This is a genomic window from Luteitalea sp. (assembly GCF_022842525.1).
In the GTDB taxonomy this organism is placed as follows: domain Bacteria; phylum Acidobacteriota; class Vicinamibacteria; order Vicinamibacterales; family Vicinamibacteraceae; genus Luteitalea.
On the sequence record NZ_JALHPM010000012.1, the window covers coordinates 44,482 to 65,927 of the forward strand.

A 21,446-nucleotide genomic window follows, 5' to 3' on the forward strand; every position below is an offset into this window, starting at 1 on the left:
GCCGTGGCGGGACCCGTTGGATACGGTTATAGCGCTCGCCATGGCCACCTCGCCTGACAGTCCATCGCCGTTCGCACAGTTGCCCGTGCCGCTCGACAGGGATCTGTTCCTGCGCAAGCTCATCAGGCATCTTTCGGGCGCCCTGCAGGATGTCGTCGGCCTCGAGGAGGCCGCCGGGTTCGTCTCGATCGTCGGCCAGCGGATGGGCGACGAACTGGGCGACGCCTACAAGGCGGCGCTCGACACCACCCAGCTCGATCGCGATGCCGTGCGAGACGTCTGTCTCGACCTGAAGCGGCGCATCGAGGGCGACTTCTACGTCATCGAGGAAGACGACGAGAAGATCGTCTTCGGCAACCGCGCCTGCCCGTTTGCCGAGCAGGTCATCGGCCGCAGCGCCCTCTGCATGATGACCAGCAACGTCTTCGGCACCATCGCTGCCCAGAACCTCGGCTACGGCAAGGTCGTGCTGGAGGAGACGATTGCCAGAGGCGATGGCCGCTGCCGGGTCGTGCTCTACCTGAAGCAATCGCCGGCCTCCGACCGCGCCGACGGCCGCGAATACTTCCGCGCCGATTGATCGTGCCGCTGCACGAGTCTGCCCTCCGGCTGCTGCGGGCCCTTCCCGATCCCGCGGTGCTGCTGACGCCGCAGGGTGACCTGCTGGCCGCCAACCGTGCTGCGCGCGACACGATGGCGAGAACGGCTGGCGGCGAGGTTCGCCCGGGCGATGCCTTCCCCGTCGCCCCCGAGGGCGCCGAGGCCTTCGTGCAGTTGCTCCGGCAATGGAGTCGCACCACCGAACCGACGCCCGGCTCGTTCCTGGTGGCCAGCGCGTCGGATCCCGTGATGTTCAGCGCCCGCGGCGCGGTGGTCTCCCCTGGCACCGATGCGCAACCGGCCGTGCTGTTCGTGCGCTTCTGGCCGCGCGACGAGGCCAATCCGTTCCTGTTGCTCAACCAGAAGATCACCGAGCTGCACGACGAGGTGGCGCGCCGCGTGCAGGTCGAGGACGCCCTGCGGCGCAGCGAGGCCGCGCTGCAGGAGCGGGTCGCCGAGTCCGAGGCGCTGCACCGCGCCAAGGACGAATTCCTCGCAATCGCCTCGCACGAGCTGCGGACGCCGCTGCACGCCATCCTCGGGTGGGCGGAGGTGCTGCGACGGCAACCCGCACACGAGCGCAGCGAGAAGGGCCTGGACGTCATCCAGCGCAATGCGGTGGCGCAGGCCAAGCTGGTCGACGACATCCTCGACGTGTCGCGCATCGTGACCGGCAAGATGCGTCTCGAGACGCGGGTCTGTGACCTGGCGGCGCTGCTCGATGACGCGGTCGACGTCGTCCGTCCGTCCGCGACCGCCAAGGCGCTGGACCTGCAGGTCGAACGGCCGTCGAAGTCGTGCCTGCTCGTGGCCGACCCGGACCGCATCAGCCAGATCATCTGGAACCTGCTGTCGAATGCCGTCAAGTTCACCGACGGCGGCGGCACCGTGCAGGCGTCCCTCTCGCTGCAGGAATCGCAGTACGTGCTGGAAGTGCGCGACCAGGGCGTGGGCATCGAGCCCTCGTTCCTGCCGCTCGTCTTCGATCGCTTCAAGCAGGCCGACAGTTCCACGACCCGACGGGCCGGTGGCCTCGGTCTCGGCCTCGCGCTGGTGCGGCACATCGTCGAACTGCACGGGGGATCGGTCCACGCCCGGAGTGATGGACCGGGGACGGGAGCGAGCTTCACCTTCACACTGCCGATCCGGGCCATCACCGAAGCGGCGGCCCCCGCATCGCCGACGGCCGACATCGTGCCGCCGCAGCCGGCCGCGGCGGCGCCAGAGACGCGATCGCTGCACGGCGTCCGCGTGCTGGTCGTGGACGATGAGGCGGATGCGCGGGAACTGCTGACGGCGTTGCTGACGCATGCGGGCGGCGAGGTCCATGCAACGGCATCCGCGGGCGAGGCGTTCGAGGCCCTCGCGCACTTCTCGCCGCACGTGCTCGTCAGCGACATCGGCATGCCGGACGAGAACGGCTATTCACTGGTGAAGCGGCTCCGCACCTCCGGTCCGATCGGGTACCGGGAGATGCCGGCGCTGGCGTTGACCGCCTACACGCGGCTCGAGGATCGCGGCAGTGCGCTGGCCGCCGGGTTCACCGCGCATCTCGGCAAGCCCGTCACCCCTGACGCGCTCATCGCGATGGTGGCGACGCTGGCCGTTCACGCCCCTGAGCGGGCGACGCGGAAGCCGTAGTCGGTGTAGCGGAACGACGGATCGATGCGGCTGCGCGCCGCGCAGCGGCTCAACGTGACGGCGTGCCGCCACGACCCGCCGCGCGACGCACGGCGGACGCCGCGGTCGGGCCCGGCCGGCTGATGGGTCGGCGAGAACTGGTAGTAGTCGGAGGCGTACCAGTCGGCGCACCACTCGTGCACGTTGGCGGCGATGCCGAACAGCCCGAACGGATTCGGCTCGCCGAGCGTGACTGGCCAGGCCGCCTCGAGCGGGCCGCGGCCACCCTCGGGGATCCACGCGGGGATTGCGTCGCCCCACGGATACCGCTGCCCCTCGACCCCGCCACGCGCGGCGCGCTCCCACTCCGCTTCGGTCGGCAGCCGCACCGGCGCGCCTTCGGAGGCACGCCACTGGCAGTACGCCTGGCAGTCGAACCAACTCACGCCGACCACCGGGCGCTCGGGAATCGTGGAGAAGTGCGGCCACTCGCGCGGAGGCTCGTGGCCGCTGGCCTGCAGGAACCGCGCGTAGGCCCGGCAGGTGACCGGGTACACCGCCAGCTCGAAAGCCTCGAGCCAGACGCGGTGCACCGGTCGCTCCTCGGCCGCGCCGTCGTCGCTCCCCATCTGGAACCAGCCCTCGGGGATGCGGACGAAGGCGTCGTCGAGGGCCATGTCAGGCGCCGAGGATCTCGCGCAGGACGGTGATCCCGTGCGCGCAGTCGGCGAGCCGCTCCTGCTGGTTGCCGACCTCGCGCTCGATGACGAGCGGGCCGGCGTAACCGACCTTCTTCAGCGTCTCGATGAACAGGGGCATGTTGACGGCCCCCTGGCCGAGCGGCACTTCCTGGCCCCAGGTGTCGGGCGTGGTCGGGCGGAAGGCGTCCTTGCAGTGCACCGTCGCGATGTCGGGCCCGAGGATCTCGATGGCGCGGATCGGGTCGCCCATGTCGTACAGCAGCATGTTGGCGGGGTCGAAGTTGACCTTGATGTTGTCGCACTGCAGGTCGTCGAGCGTGCGGCGCAGCAGGTCGGCGGTCTCCTGGCCAGTCTCGAGTCCGAGCGTCACGCCATGCGTCCTCGCGAGCGCCGAGGCCTCGCCCAGCGTGTCCAGGAACGCCTTCCGGCCCTCGTCACCCGGCTCGGGAATGAAGCCGCCGTGCATCATCAGCCGATCGACGCCGAGGGCGGTGGTGCGTGCGAGCGCCCACGTCAGCGTCTCGAGTCGCGCCGCACGCGTCGCCGGATTGCCGAAGCCGCCGGTCTCCTTGATCGTCTGCGGCGTCGTGTAGTCCTCGCCGGGGAAGCCGATCATCGCGGCGTGGATGTCGAAGCCGGCGGCAAGAGCCGCCGCGGGCATGTCGTCGCCCTCGTTCCACGACGCGTGGTGCGGGTCGCCGCACGCAATCTGGATCACGTTCACACCGAGCTGGTCGAGGAAGGCGCGCAACTCGGGCACGCTCTTCACCTGCAGCGACCAGCTGCACACACCGATGGCATAGGGTTGGATCATCGCCTTTACTTTACCCCGCGGCCGAACCCGCGCGCCAATGGTCGTCGCGTGCGCCAGCCTGCCGTGGGTCGACTCACGGCTGGCCCTTCGGCAGGTACTGGCGACGCGCCCGCACCGTCGTGTCCGGCCGCGCGACGCGGACCTCGATGCTGCGCGCCTTCCCCTCGTCGCCCGGTGCCACGGCCGGCTGCACGTACGCGAGACGGTAGTACTGGCGGCTGTCCCGGAACATGCCCGGCAGGCCGGCGCCGAGGTCGTTGCGCTCCGTCACCAGCGTGCCACCAGTGACGTCGGCCATCCTCCACAGGAGGCCCCGGCGACGCAGCGCGGCTGATTCCCCTGCGGTCTCGCCAAGCTGGCTTGCGGCCTGCGCAATCGTCCTGTTGTCCGGCCCGCTGATGCGGTGCATCGGCGCATCCAGTCCACGAGGATCGACCGCGTAGACCGCGACGTTCGAGAGCGCGGCCTGCCCCACCATCTCGTCGTAGGCCGCCAGCACCGGCTGGAAGTCGTCATCCCGCTGGTTGGGGGCGACGGGCCCCAGCGGGCCGCCCTCGCTGACGACGACGATGCTGCGGCGTTCGCGCGGGTCTTCGCTGGCCAGGACCCGGGCAACATTTCGCACGACGCGCAGCAACGTGATCGCAAGGTGGGTCTTCTCCACAGGCGACGACGCGGAGCCCTTCAGGCCGCGGAACTTGCGCACCAATGCATGAGCCGCGCGGCGGTCGGTCGAGAGCTGCTGAATGAGCTCGAACGGTCCCGTGTTCACGATCGCCAGTCGATCCGACGCCCCGAGGCCGTCGATGAGGCGCTGCGCGAGCGCAATGGTGGCGCGGGATTGCCTGGCGTCGATCTGCAGGTCGTCGAGCACCAGGACGAAGTCGCGGCGCTGCTCCGGTATCGGCGCCGTCGACAGATCGACGAACTCGAAGGCGACCAGCGGCTGCGGCACGCCGCCATCGAGCACCTGCACGTCGTCTCTGGTCAGGTCGGGCACCGTCAGCCCGTCCTTCGTGACGATGGCCGACACCTCGACGAGCGTCGTACCCGTCCTGAACGTCGGCTGCGAGGCCTGCTGAGCGGCCGCCGAGAGAGCGACATGCAGAGCGCCAATCAGTGCGACTCCGATGGCCGCGCCGGTGAGGAGCGTCTGCGCACGGGCGAAGAACAGTGGCGGCACATTCATCGGCTTGGCTCGAAGCGGACGTTGTCGACCCGGGCCGGTACCGCGACGACGGTGAAGGCGTGCTGTGCGCCGGGCGACGCATCGGGCTCGGCGCGCCAGCGCACGACCGTCTCGCCATCCATGGCGTCAATCGACACCACCACGGGCTTGTGGGCCGTGGCGTTCTCGGCAGCACCGGCGACGATCGCGAAGAGGGTAGCGCGGCTGAAGTCGATGGAGGGAGGCGCCTGGCGCGTGGGCAGGAGCTTCCAGAACGCGAGCCACTCTTCCTCGGTGCGAATGACGAACGTTCCCGCCGCCGGGTGGCGTGACGAGGGGCCGTGCGCCACGACCAGGTGTGACGAGCCGGCAGTACTACTCGTGGCCGCGTGCAGGACGATCGGGATCGCGTGTCGAACGGCGTCGCTCGCGTTGGGGGGCACCGCCTCGAGGATCAGCAGGTAGGCGCCGTTGGCCAGTCCCGTTGTCTTGATCACGCCGGTGGCGCGCTGACGGTCGGGCGAACCACCCGGGTCGAGCGCACCGTCGGCCGTCCGGACGACGGCCCCGCTGCTATCGGCCATCGATACTCGAACGGCGACCTTGCCCTCCTGCACCGGACGGCCCGCGATCTCTGCCTGGACGCCGAGCGAGGTGCCAGCCGCGAAACGCCGAGCAGCGGTCGGGATGACCCGATCCCCGGACGGCTGCAACAAAAGGGGCGGCGCCATCATCAATTGACGCCCCGGTTCGATGACGTCCACGGGCGTGATCACCAGGCCGGTCTTCGTCGCGTCCCCCGTCACGGCTGCCACTCGCAACTGATGTCGCCCACGCGTCAGGGGCAGCTCGGTGGTGAACTCCAGAGGCAGGCCAGCCGCCGGCGGGTCGAGCCGGACCTGGTGCTGATTGGTCGCCCGCCCCTCGTCGTCGAACGTGGCCAGCAGGACATCGACTGGCTGGCTGAGTGGCTCCTTCGCACCATCCGCGCGCACCGTCACCGACACGGATCCGGTCTTGCCGGTCGCAAACCGCGGCACAGCATGCACGATCAGCCGCAGTTGGCCTTGTGGGGCGCTGCCGAGCAGTGTGCGACGCAGCAGGCTGTCGTCGGATGCAGCAGTGGGGGTGCCTTCTGCAGACGCGGGCGCGTCGACGATGTAGCCGCGGCGAGCGGAGACGCGTGCGCCCGGGCGCTTCACGCGGACGTCGATGCGGTGTCGCCCCGGTGTTCGCGAGACCGGCGACTCGTACACGAGCAGGTACGCGGTCGAATTCTGCTCGATGATGCGGCCCATGAAGTCGCCGAGGTTGTTGGCCATCGTGATGTAGCGGCCGCCGGTCTCGCGCGTCAGTTGCGTCAACGGAACGGCGGTCATGTCATCGACGTCGAGCGCCATGGCGCTGCCACCCACCTCCAATGCGCCACCCGTGCGGCGCGTGTCCGGCGGGTCGTCGGTGCCGGGATTCTCCCTGGGATCGAGGACATACACGCTGATGTCGTTGTTGAGCGCCGAGGCGAGCGCCTGCCGCTGCGCCGCGCGACTCCCTTGCGGGTCGATGGTCGACACGCCCATCGTCTGCGCGACCCAGAGCAGCACCTTGCGGCGGGCCCCGGACCGGCCGAGGATCTCGGCGGCGGCGGCCACGGCCGACGCGCGGCGAGCTGGGCGCGTCGGATCCTGGCAGTCGAGAGACGGCGTCCCGGTCATGCAATCGCCGCCCATGCGCCTGCCGCCGGCACCGGGTGCGGATCCGAGGCCCTCGGGAGGGAGCGCTCTGATCAACAGTTGCCCGCGGAACGCCTTGACCTTGCTGGCGTGCTGGGGACCTGGCGGTTCCAACGTCAGCAGTGAGCCTCCGAGCCCGCTCGTCGTGAGCACGGACACCAGCGCCGAGTCTGGAATGAACGATAGCGCGCGCTCCCCCGCGCGAATCACGCGATGCGAGTCACGAGGGCTCGTGTCCAGGTCGTCGAGCAGCAGCACGAAGGCCGGGGCGTCGGCAGAGGCGGTGCTGGTGGGCAGCCGCTCGACGTAAGCCGGCGGCGCTGCAGTCCCCGGCGCGACCGCTGCCGCATTGCGAGACTCCGCCGAGAGCTTGCGCACCGAGACGAGCGTGCGGGCGCTGCCGTCCTCGAGCACCTCGAAATCCGACGCCGCAAGGTCGCCAAGGCTGCGGTCGTCGTCGCCGGTGACGACAGCTACCACCTCGACGAGGTTCACCTCCGCGCGGAACGTCGGCTGCGCAGCAGGGCGGGGCGTCTGCGCGGTCGACACCGCCGCGTGGAAGCACACGACCACGGTCGCCGCCGCGGCTAGCTGCTCGACGACGGCTCGGCGGCCGACGTAGCCCAGAAGCATGCCCATTCCTATCTCGCTTCGCCCCAAAGCCCGCGCCCCTGCGAACCCACGGCAAGATACCCCTCCCGTGCCCGCACGTCGCCCCGCTGGTTCTTGAGACGGACCTCGATGCGGTGCCAGCCGTCCTCGCGTCCAACGCCGGTAGGCGTGTAGCTGAGGACGTATCTCGCGCGGTATCGGGCCACGATGTCCGTGAACGTCGCGTCCAAATCGTTGACGCGATCCACCTGCACGAACGTGCCGCCGGTCAGGGTCGCCACGCGGTCGAGCAGCCGCGGCACATCGGCCGCTTGCGCGCCGAGCCAGGTCTCGGACGCGAGGTAGGGCGACGGTCGCCGTTCACGATCGTCGTACCAGTTCCGTTCGAGGCCGGCCGCCATCGTGAAGACCACCGTGTTGCTGGCCTGCAGGCTCTTGAGCAGCGCGGCGGCGCCCGTCACGCTGGCCGTGTCGGCGCCATCCGTGAACGCGAGCGCCACGGAGGGACGGCTGTCTGCGAAGCTCAGTGCGCTGGCGACGACGAGCGCGTCATGAAGGACGGTGCCGCCTGACGCGGGCGGTGGCGCGTCGAGCGACGCCCAGGCATCTGTGGGCGTGGCCGCACGACTCAGAATCCGCACCCGATCGCTGAACGCCACCACGGACACGCGATCGTCCTCACCGAGACTTCGGATCAGGGCGCGCACGGCGTTCCGGAGCCGCGCCAGCGTGTCACCCTGCACGCTCGCGCTGACGTCGAGCACGACGATGACGTGGGCGTGGCCAGGCACGTCGACAGACGCCAGGCGCTGCGCCACGCCGTTGTCGGTGAGTACGAAGTCGTCGGCGGTGAGGCCCCTGATCGGCTCACGGCCGCGCAGTGCGAGCACGTCGACGTTCACGGCGTCGGCCGTGGCTCGGAACATGGGCTCCTGCGTGCGGACGAGCGTCGCGCTCGACAACAGCACCAGGAGGGCGACCGCACAGCGCGCGCGGATGCTCACTGGCTGGCGCCCTCGCGCAGCGCGCCGATCACCGACGGCAGGCCCATGGGACTGCAGGCCAGATACCGGGACCAGGCGTCAGGCGCCTGCTGCCGGCCCAACATGGAGCTGGCGTCGAACTGCCGGACGAGCTGGGCGGCCGCGGCCGGGGACTCGAGCAGTCGCAGGCGGAGCAACGCCACGAGCGCGCTCTGGCGGATGTCGAGCACACCGGAGGCCTGAAGGTAGGCGTCCCGCGCGTCCGCAGCGGTGCCATGCCTGGCGTGCCAGTCGCCGACGAAGAGCCACCCAAGGCCACAGAGCATCGCACTGCAGTCCCGCGGTGCGGCGGCCGTCAGATGTGTGCGGGACGCGTCGGCCTGGCCGTGTTCGAACAGCAGGCGGCCGAGGCGCAACTGCGCTTCGAGATGCCCGGGCAACGCAGCGAGGGCACGGCGATACTCCGCGATCGCGGCCGTGCGCTCGTTGGCGATCCAGAGCTCCCGGTCGAAGCTCGTCGGGGTCAGTGCCAATACCTGCGTCCTCGTCGGACGATCCCACAGCGCCTGTCTCGACTGCGCCTCACGCGCAAGACCGCGCGCCACGTACCACTCGGCGAGGAACTCGGGAGAGAGTCCGTCTGCAGGGACACGTGCTGCGGCCCTGATCACGCCAGTGAAGTCGCTGGCGAGGAGGAGCAGGTGCAACCGTGTCAAATCCAGCAGAGCGGTGAACGCATTCGATGCCATGCCCGTGCGCGAGAGGGCGTCCCGCGCGTCCTCCGCGACGCGGAGATACTGGGCCGCCTTCGGAGCGTCGGCACGCTGCACGCGCACCAGCGCCAGTTCCAGCGCCATCGCCGCCGACCCCCTCAGACTTCGGGCAGCCAGCTCCTTGTCTGGATCGCCCCGCCACCGCGCCACCTCGCGGGCCACCTCGCCATCCAGGTCCGCATCGTCGACCGCGCCTGCCAGGCGTGCGACGGCGGCGTAGTCGCGGCGCTGATAGGCCTGCAGGGCCGCCGTCCATGGCCCAGGGGAGGCAGGGGTCCTTGCCGCTGTTGTGTCACCACGTGGCTCCGGGTGGCGTGGCAGGAGCGGCTCGAGTCGTGGATCCACGAAGGCGGTCGGCAGCGACCGGTTCATCTCTGCGACCAGTGCCGACAGGTCCGACGGCGACGCGGCCTCGACGAGGAGGTCGAGGGCGACCATCCCGCGCAGACCAGTCGCAGGCTGGCGGGTCGCTACTCGCACTTGCTGGAAGCCTGTCGGAAGATCGACGGCCCACACCGTGCGCAGTGCGGACGACTGCAGCACCTCCACCTGTCCCTCTGGGAGCCGCAGGTCGACGGCACGTGTGGTGGTTGAGCCAAACCTGCCGGCCGCGTCCATGGTGACGAGGGCCTGCTCGATGGCCAGACGGTCGTCGACAACGGCTCGCACAAGGGGATCACCCGCGATCTCCGCAGCAATCGCGAATCGGGCCCCACCTTCGGTGTCCGACACGCGGTAGGCGCGCAGTGTCACGGGCAGTCCGTTGTCCACACCGAGGCTGCGGAGCAGGCCGACGGTCTGGTCGGTCTCGCGCGGCGCGGCAGCGGCCCCGACCTGTGGCCCACCGGTACGTCCACGCCGCGTGCGCACACGCACACCTGGGCGGCGCACCCGCACCTCGATTGAACTGAAGTCGGCGCCGGCGTCGCGATCAGGCTCGTAGCTCAGCACGTAGTGGTCGCTCGCGTCCTGGAGCGCCTCGCCGATCGCGCGGGCCCCGTCGTTGCGGTCGGTCAGCGCCAGACCACCAGTGAGTGCCGCGAGGTCTCGCAATGCGGTCTTGCCGGCCATGAAATCGCCGATGGCGTTCGAGAGATCCACGTGCGCCACGTCGCGGCCCGACGAGTCCACGGCTCTCGTGAAGCCTTCGATCATCCCGTCGGTCGGGGTGTCGAGCCCGACCGGGCTGAGCGGATACACAGCCATGTCGGCGACGGCGGCACGCGCGAGCGCGTCCCGCATGGCAGCGGCGACCGCTGGACCCGTGCCCTGATCGTCCCGAACAGGCGCGGCAGGGCCTTCGGTCAGGAGGATGAGCGTCTTGCGGCGTCCCGGAGCGTCAGCCAGTCCTGCCCCCAGCGCGCTCACCACGGCGTACGTCTGCGCGAGGCGGGTGCCATGCTGCTGCAGATCGGCGGCCAGCCCCATGTCAGTGCCACGCATCTGCGGCGCCTGCGTGAAGGGCAGGTCCGGGTTGTCACGCCGTACGTCTGCCGGGCTCGGCAGCCGCATGCCGGAGAAGCGGTCGACGAGGTCGCGTGCGCGCCGACGTGCGGTCGTGAAGACGCCGGTCGACTGGGCCTGGTCACTCGTCAGGCCCACAAAGAGAAGGTCCGACGGGTCGAGTTGTTCGATCACCTGCCGTGCCAGGGCACGGGCACGCTCGGTATGCCTGGCATCGATATGCAGATCGTCGATCAGCAGCGCGACGATGCGCGATGAAGGAGAGGCCGCACGGGTCTGTGCGGCGGCCCTCGCGTCGGACGCGTTCTGGTGGTTCTGCGAGGCCGCGCTCAGCCGAACCGGGGTGAACGTGCGGATGTCCTGCTGTCGCCCGCCGTCGAAGAGCTGGACCTCATCCTCACGGAGGTCGCGTACAGGTCGGCCGTCGGCGTCGACCACGACGGCACTGACCTCGACGCGCGTCACACCGGACCGGAACGTCGGAGGGGCTTCCCCCTGGGCCTGGGCGAATGCCGGCCCCGCGAGGACGGTCGCGGTGAGCAGTGCCGTCAGGGCCACCCCCACCCGGTCGCTCATCGGCCTCACCACCGGGCTACCGCTGCCCTACCGGTGCCGCGCCGACCACCTGCGCGTCCGGAAGTACTTCGGTGAAGACCTCGGTCGACGCGACGGCCGCGCCGAGCGGAATGCCTGTCGACAGCGTGAAGGGGATCGGCTGACCGTTCTCGATGAACCCGGTCGGGAGGTCCTTCCGCTTCAGCTGGGGAATGCCCGTCAGGACTTCCAACACCTCGCCGCCCTTGTCCAGCAGCAGGGCCGTCAGCATCATGCCGTCGGGACGGACGGGACCACCGGTGCTCACCGTGAGCAGGCCGTCGAGCCGGTAGCCGTTGAGCGTGGCCCGCTTCCTGGTCACGTCGGTCGAGGCGACGACCAGGCCGGGTGGACACGGCGACACATCGACCTTCGGCGTACCGGACACCCACTGGAGGGTGGCGGCGACGGGCTTGTCTCCCTCCACCACCTGGACGATGTAGCCCGACGGCTCGTCGCGGAACTCGTCCTTCCGACGCAACCGGAAGCGATAGGGCAGCGACCCGCCTGGTTCGACCTGACTGACGCGTGCCTCGTTCTCGACCGCGTCGCCCATGGGCCGCCAGTGCTCATCGGTGTACTGCAACCGCACCGAGAGGTGGCGGGCGCAACCTCCCGAGTTGCGCAGGGCGCCCACCAGAACCCCAAGCTTCGCGTTCTCGTAGGTGACGGCCGAGTTCTTCAGTGGACGCATCTCCAGCCCGTCACTGGTCAGGATGCGCGCGCTTGCCGGCATGGCCACCCAGGAGGGAAGCGCCTCGGTCACCTCGACGGACCGCTCCTGCCTCGGTGGCCGGGAGAGGTCCATGACCCCGAGTTGCGCCGATGTCTCCGCCGGCCACAGCAGCGCGACCGTCACGATACGCAGGACGTCTCGGCAGCGCGTCGTCACCAGACGGGGACCGGGCAGTCGCATCGACGCTCCTCGAGGACAGTACGTGGGCAACGAGCAAATCATGCACCAGCGGCGCTGTCACTCGAAGAGGAGAATCGCGTGCAGCTCGACTGCTGAGCCGATTTCCGTGTGCTCTTCACATTGACTGGTGGAGGCCGCCATGACTGCAACGTCGTTCGTCGTCGTATCCCTGCTCGCGCTCGGCGTGTCTGGCAACATCGTCCTCGCCCAGCAGCCGTCTCCTCGACCTTTCACGGCCGGTGTGTCCATCGCCATCAGCTGCCCGGGCGCGTACGACGACATCCCGGTGCCGGAGGCCGACTGCAGCGAACGCCTCGACGGTGCCCCCGGCCCCTATGCCCGGCCCTACCTGACGGTGCGGCCCACCGACAGGCTGATGGTCACGACCACGGTCGGGACGCTGCGCATGCCGGCATTCCAGCGCGAGGTGTACAACGACGGCCGCACGCCGCCCGTCGTCGCCGAGGCCCCGGGCCGGACGGCGTGGCACGTCCACACCACCGCGGTGTACATCGGAGGCGCGCCGATCCACCCGGTTCGGGCATTCGTCGGAGCCGGCATCGCGTACTTCCACGACCCGATCCAGCAGTCGCTCACGGGAAGCATGCCGCCCTGGGTCGGGGACATCGTCGACCGCAGGAGGACCGGGCTGACCGGCGTGTTCGCGACCGGCATCCTGATCCGCATGCCTGGGCGGCTTGAAGGCAGAGCCACGTACACACTCGCGCCTCGCCTCGCGACCTCGACCACCGGACACGACGGGTTGCGGCACGAATTCGCCTTCGGTGTGGGGTGGACGTTTGGTCGGCCGCGCCCGCGCGCAGACGCGTCGTCGCCAGTGTCGAGGCTTGGCGACGGTACGTAGCCCTGGCAACTAGCGACCGACACTTGCCCAGGTAGAGCGGCACGTGCGCGTACGCATGGTCGTCACGAGGGCCTCGCCCGGCAGGATCAATGTGAAAAGGCCGAAGCGCCATCCGTGTAACGGCGGTGTCACCGCGCCATGAACCGGGCGTGAATGCGTTCTCGCGCCGAGACAGGCGCGCCGCGCGTTGATCGACTCGCTGTCATGCCCGCCTGCTACGGTCGGACCATGCTCACGATCATTTCGTTCGCAGGCCTGCTGGCGTTGCTGGTCGTCAGCCTGATCGGAGTCGTCATCGTTCTGCGGGTGCTCGGTGAAGTCGCCCTCGAAACCGCACAGCGTGCCGTCGCCGCGATTCGGATGCGGATGTCGACACCCGGGCCGTCAGGCATCGAGTCGCCTCAGAGAGGCAACGGCCGGCAGGCCGGGCGCAGACAGCCCCTCCATCCCATGCGCGCGCCGGGCCCTCGAAGCATGGGCCCCACGGGGCTCACGGGGTCAGCGGAATGAGGCTGCGGTCGGCGATGAGGATGGGCGCGTCGTACACAGGGATTCCTCGGAACGTCCAGGTGCTGCCGGAGCGACTCCACTGGGCGGCGGGGATCTCGTGGACCGCCCCCGTGATGATGTCGACCCAGACTGGCTGATCGAAGTCCGCGCGCGTGATCGAGATGTCCTGGAGGCTCACCTCGTTGGCGTCGACGGGAATGCCGTCCTTGCGCCAGATCGTGTAGACCTGCTTGCCGGTGCCCGTGTGCTCGTAGCCGAAGAACGCCAGGGCGCGATCGGTGGAGTGGGTGTACACGCGCCCACGCTCGCCGCCGCTCGCGATGTTGTAGCTGTGCACCAGTTCGTCCAGGCGCCGCAGCGAGTGATCGAAGATGGCCGTGACGTTCTGGACGGCGTAGTACGCGATCTTGGGCCGCACGACCCGGTTGTCGTCATCGACCTTCAGCAGGCCCTTGTAGTTGCGTCGCGCGATCGGGCCCGATGCGTAGTTCATCTCGACGATGCTGAACACCGTCGACTCGATGTGCTGCCCGAGGTTGCCGAGCATGCGGCGCGTGTTCCACTTGGCCTGGGTCAGCTCCGTCCAGGGGTAGTCCCACAACGCACCACGGCCGGCACCGCCCGCCGACGGTGCGCCGTTCTCGCCCTGGCGCAGCCGCACGGTGGTCGAATGCCGCTGGAGCGCGGCTCGCAGTTGCATCACCTCGTGGTGGTTGGCGTCCGGGTTGTAGGTGTAGTCGTGATACGTCATCGTCTCGAACAGGCCGAACGCGCGGCGCTCCGCCAGGCGTGCGAAGAACCGGTCGACGAACGTCCGGTCGAAGTGCCCGAGCGCCAGGCCTGCGGTGCGGGCGTTCGGTTGCAACCGGTTGATGATGGCCGCCGTCCGCACGTTGAAGTCGGCCGTCATCTCCGGCGTGTTGATGGTGTTGTCGCCGAAGTTCGGCTCGTTCCACACCTCCCAATCGCGCACCCGGTCCTTGTAGCGTGTGACCAGCGCCTCCACCCAGCGGTCGTACGCAGCCAGCGCCTCCTCGGAGACCGGCAGACCCGCCCCCAGGTTGGCGCCTCCGCCTCCCGGGTAGAGCGCGTTGCCATATGACGTCTGCAGCCACGGCTGCAGCCCACGGCTCGTCGCATCGTCGATGATGCGATCGAGCCAGGCGAAGTCATACCGGCCCCGGACCTGCTCGGTCTTGCTCCAGCCCGCCTGCAGGCGCAGGCGCTTGATGCCCAGCGGGGCGATGAACGTCTTGTACTGCTCGTAGTCGGCGAAATCGCGGTCCAGCGTCTCGCAGCCCAGCAGCCAGTTGGACGAGGCGATCTCGTCGGTGCTGCGCGCCCTGATCGTGCCGAGGTACGGCAGCGACACGCGCAGGTTCGTCACCACACGATCGCGCGAGGTCTCGATGATCTGGGCGCGAGCGCTGGCCACGACGCCGAGCGCGACCGCGACGACGGCCAGGACATGACGGCAATCACGGTGGGGCATGCCCGACAGTAACCGTCGACGTGGTCGGGGTTCAAGGCACACGCGGGGTTCAGACAGCTGTTCGTCGGCGTGGACTGCAGCGTTGGTGTCATCAGAACGGAGCATTCATGCCATTGCGGCCGCTGACCTTCTTGCTGCTCGGGGCGATCGTCGGGAGCGCGTCGGTCGAGTGCCAGACAACCCAGCGCGGCCGTCGTGCGCGGTCGACGCGTCCACCGGCAAGGGTGGGGTTCTGGATCAAGGTCGACGTTCCGCGCCCGTACGTCCTCACCATCCACGAGGCCAACGCACGCGACGAACGGGAAGCGGTCAGTTCGGCTGACGACACCGACGGCTACGTCTGGGAGGTGCGTGACGACGACGGCCGGATCGTCGCCCAGGGCCGGGGCCCAAAGACCACGACGGCACGATCGGAGTGGGATGCCCAGGGGCGCGCCGATCCGATCGAACTGACGATGCCGGCGGGAGGCGTCGGAGGCATCGCGCCCAACATCGGCGGCACCCTTGTCGTCTACGACGCGGTCGCCCACGCGATGACGGGCGTGCGGGTTGCCCAGCTCTCCCTGCCGGTCGTGCCCGCTGGTGTGCTGGTCTGCTTCGGCTCACCGACACCGGAGCCGTTGAAATGCGTGGAGTGAGTTCGGGCCGCGAAGCTTTCTTCCGCGGCACCTTCGCCGCACCGACAGCGCGGCGGGCCAGCCGTCGCGCTGCCGATGATGGCCATCGACACGGCTCTCGATACCTGGCCGGAAGCCGGGGCACCAGGGGTGCACCGACTCTCGGCGTTCGACTGGTGGGCAGCGCCTGCTGAGGCGCGTGGCGGTCGGCTCCCGACCAGCGAGGGCTGGCCCGCATCGAACGTGGCGCTGCGCGCGCACGCGTGGATCAGCGCCGGCGAATCTGGCGCACGCGAGCCACAGTGGCCGCTCCGAGACTGCTCATCAGCATCAGCCACGCGCTCGGCTCCGGCACAGGCACCGCCTCCAGGGAGATGCGATAGACCGGCGTCGTGCCCATCAGCTGACTGTCGAAGGTGTATCCGGCGGCCGTCGTCAGGCCGTTGAACCCGGCGAGTTCGGCGAAATCGAACGCGACGGAGCCGTTCTGCGGCGTGCGCAGATCGTTGTTGCCGATGGCCAGGAAGGCGGCGTTCAGGGGGTCGAAGGCTTCCGACCCGGCGTCCCAGATATCGGCGCCGCTCTGGTTGATGGTGTGGATCAGCACGTTGCCGCTGTTGTCGAACACGCGAAACGCCGTCGGGGAGTCGTTGCCGATGAAGAAGTCGTTGCTCGGAATCACCATGGACGCGAACGTGAAGTACTGATTGATCGACGGATCGACCACGAAGTCGGCCGACGCCGTTGCCCCGGGCAACAGGGCTCCGCCGACGGTCCCCAGCACCGCGGTGGGATCGGCGGCGGCGAACGCGGGAAACCAGTCGGCTCCGCTGCCGCCCTCGGCAACGGAGATGATGGCCGCGCCGGCGGGCGTATTGATGTCGAACGCGTCGAAGGTGCCGTTGTTGAAGCCCACGCGAAGCGGCGCGAACGACACGCTGTTGGCCGGCGCCAGGTTCTCGATGGTGACGCGGACCAGCAGCGGGGCGGCCTCGGCGGCCGAGGTGAGCCCCAGGGCGAGGAGGCCGACGGCAAGCGAACGGACGACGGGAATATGCGGGTTCATCAGTGAGACTCCTCAGCGGGTGACAGACGAGACGTGCGCCACCGGTGCGGTGGCGGCGTCACCCCTCTAGAACAGTCGGCGCTGTCGAATAGTTCCCGTCAGGCCTTCATGGCTGTCGCGGGCTCGGCCCGAAGGACACGCCGCGGGATGCGGAGCGTCGCCACTGACGCAGCCCGTGGCGGTACCTGGCACTGGCGAGCAGCGCGCCCGACAGCACCAGCAGCGCCGTGGCCGGTTCCGGGACGGCCGTCACCGTCGGCGCGGGCACGTTCAGGTCGGTGCGGTCCGGATCGGTCCCGAACGATTCCGGCGCCGCACCGGCGACGAGCGCCAGCGACAGTAGCTCCTCCGCGAAGCCCAGCGTCGGCAATTCGAACCCGCTGGCGTCCAGCAGTGCCACCGAGAAGAAGTCGGGACTCGACGGGTCGCTGCTGCCCGACACCTCGAGCAGGAACGACAAGGTGGCTCCCGGGGTGAAGGCCTGGGCGGCGCGGTTGAAGAACGCCGTGTCCTGCAACGTGAGCTCGGTGGCGAGCGAGCCGCTGGCACCACCGACCAGCGTGGGCGACCCCGTCGAGCTTCCGCCGCCGAACGTGAAGCCGCGGAGGATCACCGTGGTGTCCGCCACGCCGTCGCCGTCGACCAGTTGGAAGTCGAGCTCGAACGTGCCCAGGCCCACCAGCGCCGACGTGTCGAGCGACACGGTGAAGGAGGCGGCTCTCGCCGGCGTGACGCCGCCGGCCAGCAGGCCGCAGAGGGTGATCAGCAGAACGACTGGTGCTCGCATGGTCTCGGACTCCTAACGCGACGTGCCCCCGAGCACCCGCGTGGTGTAGGTGATGGGGAGGTTCCGGGTGGTCGTGAACGCCAGGTTGACGATGGTGACCTTCACACCGGGGCCCCATGGGATGTGGCTACTGACCGGGAACACGATGTACGGCGACCCTGCCGGCGTGGCGCACGAGGTGACCCCGCTCGCGTTCACCATCGTCACGTGGCCCCCCAGTCCGTCCAGGGCCAGCGCCACGTGCACCGGCGCCGGGATCGCGGTGTTCGTGGTGTTGGTGAGCGAGACCGACTGCTCGAATCGCTGCCGCGTCCACACGTAGCGAATGGGGCCCTTCGTCACGGAGAGGATGCCGCTGAGATCGGCCGCGCAGGAGGGCGGTGGCGGCACGTCGTCGTTCAGGATCGTGCCGGTGGCCACGCGCAGGGACGCGTCGCCGAGCGTGGCGCCCGTCGCCGAGAGCAGCTCCAGCACGAAGGTCTCGTCGGGCTCGACGGTGCTGTCCTGGGCGCTCGCCACTGCCAGCACCACGAAACTTGCGCCTGGGTTGAACGTGAGGCTGTAGGTGCCGAACCCCGTGCCGAGCGTCGCGAAGCCGCCATTGACGTGATCGGTCCCGCGCACGAGGCCGATGTCGTCGGTCGTGGCCGTGCCGCCCCGGATCGCGACGGTGACCGTCGAGGCCGCCGCGAGGTTGCCGGTGCGCGTGATCTGGATCTGGTGCAGTCCGCCCTCCGCGATCGCACCGGCGCTGGTCGACTGGAATGCCACCACCGGCAGCACGTCGTCGTTCAGGATCGTGCCGGTGGCCACGCGCAGGGACGCGTCGCCGAGCGTGGCGCCCGTCGCCGAGACCAACTCGAGCATGAAGGTCTCGTCGGGCTCGACGGTGCTGTCCTGGGCGCTCGCCACTGCCAGCACCACGAAGTTTGCGCCTGGGTTGAAGGTGAGGCTGTAGGTGCCGAACCCCGTGCCGAGCGTCGCGAAGCCGCCATTGACGTGATCGGTCCCGCGCACGAGACCGATGTCGTCGGTCGTGGCCGTGCCGCCCCGGATCGCGACGGTGACCGTCGAGGCCGCCGACAGGTCACCAGTGCGCGTGATCTGGATCTGGTGCAGGCCGCCTTCCGCGATCGCGCCGGCGTTGGCCGATTGGAACGCGACCACCGTCGGGGGCGGCGCGCCGACCGCGCTGTATATGGAGTTCAGGGTGTAGTACGTCGGACCGTCGGGGCCTTCGTCCACACTCCAGTAGTAGCGACCGGGCGCCACCGGCACGTCGACAAGGGCGCTGCACCAGATCGGTCCCGGGGAGCGAAGGGAGTTGTCCCATATGTAGCTCGGGTACTCACTGAGAAGGCTGCCGTCCGTCCCCTGGACGAAGGTGAGCACGCTCGGGTCGGTGACGCGCTGGCCCGAGGGCGCCTGATACAGGCGCACGCCGAGCGGACGGGTGCTGGCGGCCCCGGTGGCCTCCTCGGAGCACGCCCGGAAGCTCCAGAGGCCTGGCCGGTCGAACGTGGCAGTGAACCACATGGTCGGCGGCCCACCGGGCTGGTCGGCGGTCAGGTGGTAGGTGTCGCCGTCGCCACTCCAGTTGAACGGGTCGCTCCACGGCCTGCCCGTGCCGTCGGGGCGGTCTGACCCGGTGACGCTATAGGCGTCGAGAATCGAGTCCTGCTCGTTCGGCACCTGGAAGAGCTCGAGGGTGAACGGACCGTCGGTCCACACAGGGGCCCCGTTGCCGTTCTCGACATCCGCGACCACCTGGAACCAGACGCTGTGGCCCGGCTCCATCCTCACGAACGACAGGCTGGACGGCGGCCAGTTGTTGCCGCGAGCGCGGTCGGTGCCGCGGAGGTCGGGCATCGGCGCGGCGGCGCCGGGTTGTTGCACCAGGGGGGTGACGACGAACCCAGGCGACACGCGATAGCCGAGCCGGCCGGCGAAGCCAGCCGGCGGCGACGTGTAGCGGAACCACACCGTGCCGCTGGGCGGCGGGGTCTCCGACCCGTCGGGGTTCACGACCGTGCCGTACTCGAATGGTTCGCGCGTCGCCCCGACAGTCGTCCCGGCCACAGACACGGTGTCCCTGGGCTCGACCACCCCTGCAAACACGGGGTGTGGAAGCGCGACGAAGGGGGGGATGACGAGCCCGGAGAGATCCTCGGCGGCGGCGAAGTGGTCGTTCGCCGGAGCCGGCCCGCCACCACCACCGCTGCCAGTGGCGCGGAGGGTGTAGCTTCCCGACAGCGCGGCCGCGCCGTACGACGTCAGCGTGACGGTCTCCTCGACCGACTGGCCGGGCGCCGGCGGGGCGAGCACCGCCACCGAGAGGATGCAGGTGCTGTCCGGTTCAACGGTGAGCGTGGCCGGCCCGGACGAGGGGAATGTGACGTCGGCGGAACACGAGCCAGCCGCGAGGGAGACGTCGAACCACTGGAACGAGGAGAGGATCGGGAGGTCGACCGACAGGAGCGACACCGGGTCGGTGTTGTAGACGGTGATCGCCGGCGCGGCCTGGCCCGTTGGCGGAAGTTGGATGATGCCCGACGGCGGGTCGAACCTGGTGGTCCCCGCTCCTTGCCCCGCCGCGTCGTGCGCCCAGCACGCACACAGAATCAGCACCGCCGCTCGAATACCAGACATGCCACGCATGAGCCTTGCTCCGTTCCGCCGCGGCAGGCCGGCCGTGCGTCTTCTGATGTCGAAGCGCGTCGCGTCCGGCCGAAAGCCCGCGGTACTGCCGTAAGCGGAAAACGGAGGGGGAGTGGCTCAGCGGCCGTCGGCGCGGCGTGCTTCCGAGGCGATCGCGGTCAGCACGTCGCGAGCGGCGGGGGCCTGCGCCACCAGGGGTGTGGCCGTGTCGCGGGCGGTCGTGAGCAGCCCACGCGCCTCGGCGCGGAGGGGGGCCCTGGCCACCTCGTTCGTCGCGGACGCGGCGAGGTCGAGCAGGCTGGACGCGAGCCCCACCTGGACAGACGCGCGATTGAGCAGGGCCCTGGGCAGGGGGCCCAGTGTTGCCAGCAGCCGCTCGCGAAGCGCTGCCGCCTGTCGCCAATGGCCGACCGCGTCGGACCAGCGCCGCTCGTCGCGCGCGGCGTTGGCCAGGTAGGCGTGCAGGTTGGCCACGCCGTGCATGGCCCGCGTGTCCTTCGGGTCGGCATCGACCGCCGCCTGCCGGATCTCCAGGGCTCGGCGCCACAGGGCCACGGCCCCGCCGGTGTTGCCGCGCTTGCCGGCCGCAAACGCGAGGTCCGACAGCGAGAAGGTGAGGTCGTAGCGGTAGCGGGCGTTGGCCGGGTGGCGGGCCACCAGCCGCTCGTCGAGCGTCAGGGCTTCGCGGTAGCGGCGCTCCCCGGTCGCGAGGTCGCCCGAGGCGAGCGCCAGCGCCCCGAGGCGCTTGAGGGCGAACGCGTGGTCGCGCAGCACGTCGTCCTGGGCGCGGACATCTGGGGGGAGCGCTTCGAAGAGCGACAGGGCGCGCTCGTAGTCGGACCTCGCCGCCGCGTGGTTCCCGACGCGGCTGCGAAACCGACCCAGGTTGAGCAGGCTCGCCGCGATGCCGGCGCGCGAGCTCGGGTCGGCAGGATGGCGCGCGATCAGGCGCTCGACCAGGGCCCGGTGGCGCGCGTCGGCCTCCGAGGCGCGCGCCATCTCGCCCTGGTCAGCCAGCACGCCGGCGAGGTCGTCGTGGGCACTGGAGGCCAGCTCGATGGCGTAGACGTCGTCGCCGCGGCGCTCGAGCACCGTGGTGGCGAGCCGGACGGCCTTCTCGAAGCTTGCGGTGGCGGCCGGGAGGTCGCCGACGTTTTCGCTCAGGGCGCTTCCCTGCACCTGGCCCAGCCGGCGGTACCCCTCGGCCAGCTCCACCAACAAGGCGTCGTCGGCGCCGGCATCTGCCGAAAGCCCGTCGAGAAAGCTCACCGCGCGGTCGAGCAGCATCCGGCGTGGCTCCGTGGCGCCCGGCAGGCCCCGCAGCGACTCGTGCACCTCGAACAGCAGCGACCGAGAGAACTGCCGTACCTCGCGGAACCGGTTCTGCGCCCGGTCGCGTTCGGCGGCGGCCGCGCGCGCCTGCCACGCGGTGGCGACGCCACCGGCCACCAGCGCCAACAGCACGGCCGCTCCGGC

16 protein-coding genes are annotated in these 21,446 nt (G+C 69.9%); 4 read left to right on the forward strand and 12 right to left on the reverse strand.

Annotation, left to right across the window (positions count from 1 at the left end):
- The first annotated feature begins 40 nt into the window (after nt 1-40).
- Together Q0C41_RS04445 and Q0C41_RS04450 are read left to right on the forward strand one after the other, a co-directional pair.
- Entirely contained in the window at nt 41-580 is a 540-nt protein-coding gene (locus Q0C41_RS04445; RefSeq protein ID WP_291981292.1) for a methanogen output domain 1-containing protein, read from the forward strand.
- Between the two features lie 2 nt (nt 581-582).
- Nucleotides 583-2,241 carry an ATP-binding protein gene (locus Q0C41_RS04450; RefSeq protein ID WP_291981294.1) on the forward strand — a complete coding sequence of 553 codons (1,659 nt, stop codon included), beginning with the start codon at nt 583-585 and terminating at the stop codon, nt 2,239-2,241.
- On the opposite strand, the gene Q0C41_RS04455 is transcribed toward Q0C41_RS04450, so the two are convergent.
- From Q0C41_RS04455 to Q0C41_RS04485, 7 genes are all read right to left on the reverse strand, one after another.
- Nucleotides 2,208-2,897: an SUMF1/EgtB/PvdO family nonheme iron enzyme gene (locus Q0C41_RS04455; protein ID WP_291981296.1), complete on the reverse strand. Its 690-nt coding sequence runs from the start codon at nt 2,895-2,897 to the stop codon at nt 2,208-2,210. The two genes, Q0C41_RS04450 and Q0C41_RS04455, sit on opposite strands and share 34 nt — an antisense overlap.
- Nucleotide 2,898: 1 nt before the next feature.
- Nucleotides 2,899-3,735 (reverse strand): sugar phosphate isomerase/epimerase, encoded by an 837-nt coding sequence (locus tag Q0C41_RS04460; RefSeq protein ID WP_291981298.1) that lies wholly within the window; start codon nt 3,733-3,735, stop codon nt 2,899-2,901.
- Nucleotides 3,736-3,808: 73 nt separating this feature from the next.
- A complete protein-coding gene (locus Q0C41_RS04465) occupies nt 3,809-4,924 on the reverse strand; it encodes a VWA domain-containing protein (protein ID WP_291981300.1) in 1,116 nt (371 codons plus the stop codon).
- A complete protein-coding gene (locus Q0C41_RS04470) occupies nt 4,921-7,266 on the reverse strand; it encodes a VWA domain-containing protein (RefSeq protein WP_291981302.1) in 2,346 nt (781 codons plus the stop codon). The genes Q0C41_RS04465 and Q0C41_RS04470 overlap by 4 nt, the downstream gene beginning before the upstream one ends.
- A gap of 8 nt (nt 7,267-7,274) precedes the next feature.
- Complete coding sequence (locus Q0C41_RS04475; protein WP_291981304.1) at nt 7,275-8,249, reverse strand: VWA domain-containing protein; 975 nt, start codon at nt 8,247-8,249, stop codon at nt 7,275-7,277.
- Entirely contained in the window at nt 8,246-11,041 is a 2,796-nt protein-coding gene (locus tag Q0C41_RS04480; protein WP_291981306.1) for a VWA domain-containing protein, read from the reverse strand. Before Q0C41_RS04480 ends, Q0C41_RS04475 begins: the two co-directional genes overlap by 4 nt.
- Before the next feature lie 16 nt (nt 11,042-11,057).
- On the reverse strand, nt 11,058-11,975 hold the full coding sequence (locus Q0C41_RS04485; RefSeq protein WP_291981308.1) for a hypothetical protein: 918 nt from the start codon (nt 11,973-11,975) through the stop codon (nt 11,058-11,060).
- Between the two features lie 139 nt (nt 11,976-12,114).
- Between Q0C41_RS04485 and Q0C41_RS04490 the strand changes: the two genes are divergently transcribed.
- The gene (locus Q0C41_RS04490; RefSeq protein WP_291981309.1) at nt 12,115-12,840 is read left to right on the forward strand and encodes a hypothetical protein; all 726 of its coding nucleotides are present in this window, start codon (nt 12,115-12,117) and stop codon (nt 12,838-12,840) included.
- 490 nt (nt 12,841-13,330) lie between these two features.
- Here the strand turns inward: Q0C41_RS04490 and Q0C41_RS04495 are convergent, their stop codons facing one another.
- Nucleotides 13,331-14,842, reverse strand: coding sequence for a beta-galactosidase (locus Q0C41_RS04495; RefSeq protein ID WP_291981311.1), 1,512 nt, complete (start codon nt 14,840-14,842; stop codon nt 13,331-13,333).
- A 107-nt stretch (nt 14,843-14,949) separates the two neighbouring features.
- Here Q0C41_RS04495 and Q0C41_RS04500 point away from each other — a divergent pair, with 107 nt between their 5' ends.
- The gene (locus Q0C41_RS04500; protein WP_291981313.1) at nt 14,950-15,480 is read left to right on the forward strand and encodes a hypothetical protein; all 531 of its coding nucleotides are present in this window, start codon (nt 14,950-14,952) and stop codon (nt 15,478-15,480) included.
- 247 nt (nt 15,481-15,727) lie between these two features.
- On the opposite strand, the gene Q0C41_RS04505 is transcribed toward Q0C41_RS04500, so the two are convergent.
- The 4 genes from Q0C41_RS04505 to Q0C41_RS04520 all read right to left on the reverse strand — a co-directional run.
- A complete protein-coding gene (locus tag Q0C41_RS04505; protein ID WP_291981315.1) occupies nt 15,728-16,525 on the reverse strand; it encodes a spondin domain-containing protein in 798 nt (265 codons plus the stop codon).
- A 106-nt stretch (nt 16,526-16,631) separates the two neighbouring features.
- Nucleotides 16,632-17,312 carry an NF038129 family PEP-CTERM protein gene (locus tag Q0C41_RS04510; protein ID WP_291981316.1) on the reverse strand — a complete coding sequence of 227 codons (681 nt, stop codon included), beginning with the start codon at nt 17,310-17,312 and terminating at the stop codon, nt 16,632-16,634.
- A 12-nt stretch (nt 17,313-17,324) separates the two neighbouring features.
- Nucleotides 17,325-19,961 carry a Calx-beta domain-containing protein gene (locus Q0C41_RS04515; protein WP_291981318.1) on the reverse strand — a complete coding sequence of 879 codons (2,637 nt, stop codon included), beginning with the start codon at nt 19,959-19,961 and terminating at the stop codon, nt 17,325-17,327.
- A gap of 126 nt (nt 19,962-20,087) precedes the next feature.
- Nucleotides 20,088-21,446 (reverse strand): tetratricopeptide repeat protein (locus tag Q0C41_RS04520; RefSeq protein ID WP_291981320.1); only part of this gene is annotated, 1,359 nt, incomplete at its 5' end.

What these genes read in the sequence shown, in the direction of transcription:
- Q0C41_RS04445 (WP_291981292.1), top strand. Translation starts at nt 41, where the DNA reads ATGGCCACCTCGCCTGACAGTCCATCGCCGTTCGCACAGTTGCCCGTG.
- Q0C41_RS04455 (WP_291981296.1), bottom strand. Translation starts at nt 2,897, where the DNA reads ATGGCCCTCGACGACGCCTTCGTCCGCATCCCCGAGGGCTGGTTCCAG.
- Q0C41_RS04460 (WP_291981298.1), bottom strand. Translation starts at nt 3,735, where the DNA reads ATGATCCAACCCTATGCCATCGGTGTGTGCAGCTGGTCGCTGCAGGTG.
- Q0C41_RS04465 (WP_291981300.1), bottom strand. Translation starts at nt 4,924, where the DNA reads ATGAATGTGCCGCCACTGTTCTTCGCCCGTGCGCAGACGCTCCTCACC.
- Q0C41_RS04470 (WP_291981302.1), bottom strand. Translation starts at nt 7,266, where the DNA reads ATGCTTCTGGGCTACGTCGGCCGCCGAGCCGTCGTCGAGCAGCTAGCC.
- Q0C41_RS04480 (WP_291981306.1), bottom strand. Translation starts at nt 11,041, where the DNA reads ATGAGCGACCGGGTGGGGGTGGCCCTGACGGCACTGCTCACCGCGACC.
- Q0C41_RS04485 (WP_291981308.1), bottom strand. Translation starts at nt 11,975, where the DNA reads ATGCGACTGCCCGGTCCCCGTCTGGTGACGACGCGCTGCCGAGACGTC.
- Q0C41_RS04490 (WP_291981309.1), top strand. Translation starts at nt 12,115, where the DNA reads ATGACTGCAACGTCGTTCGTCGTCGTATCCCTGCTCGCGCTCGGCGTG.
- Q0C41_RS04495 (WP_291981311.1), bottom strand. Translation starts at nt 14,842, where the DNA reads ATGCCCCACCGTGATTGCCGTCATGTCCTGGCCGTCGTCGCGGTCGCG.
- Q0C41_RS04500 (WP_291981313.1), top strand. Translation starts at nt 14,950, where the DNA reads ATGCCATTGCGGCCGCTGACCTTCTTGCTGCTCGGGGCGATCGTCGGG.
- Q0C41_RS04505 (WP_291981315.1), bottom strand. Translation starts at nt 16,525, where the DNA reads ATGAACCCGCATATTCCCGTCGTCCGTTCGCTTGCCGTCGGCCTCCTC.
- Q0C41_RS04510 (WP_291981316.1), bottom strand. Translation starts at nt 17,312, where the DNA reads ATGCGAGCACCAGTCGTTCTGCTGATCACCCTCTGCGGCCTGCTGGCC.
- Q0C41_RS04515 (WP_291981318.1), bottom strand. Translation starts at nt 19,961, where the DNA reads ATGTCTGGTATTCGAGCGGCGGTGCTGATTCTGTGTGCGTGCTGGGCG.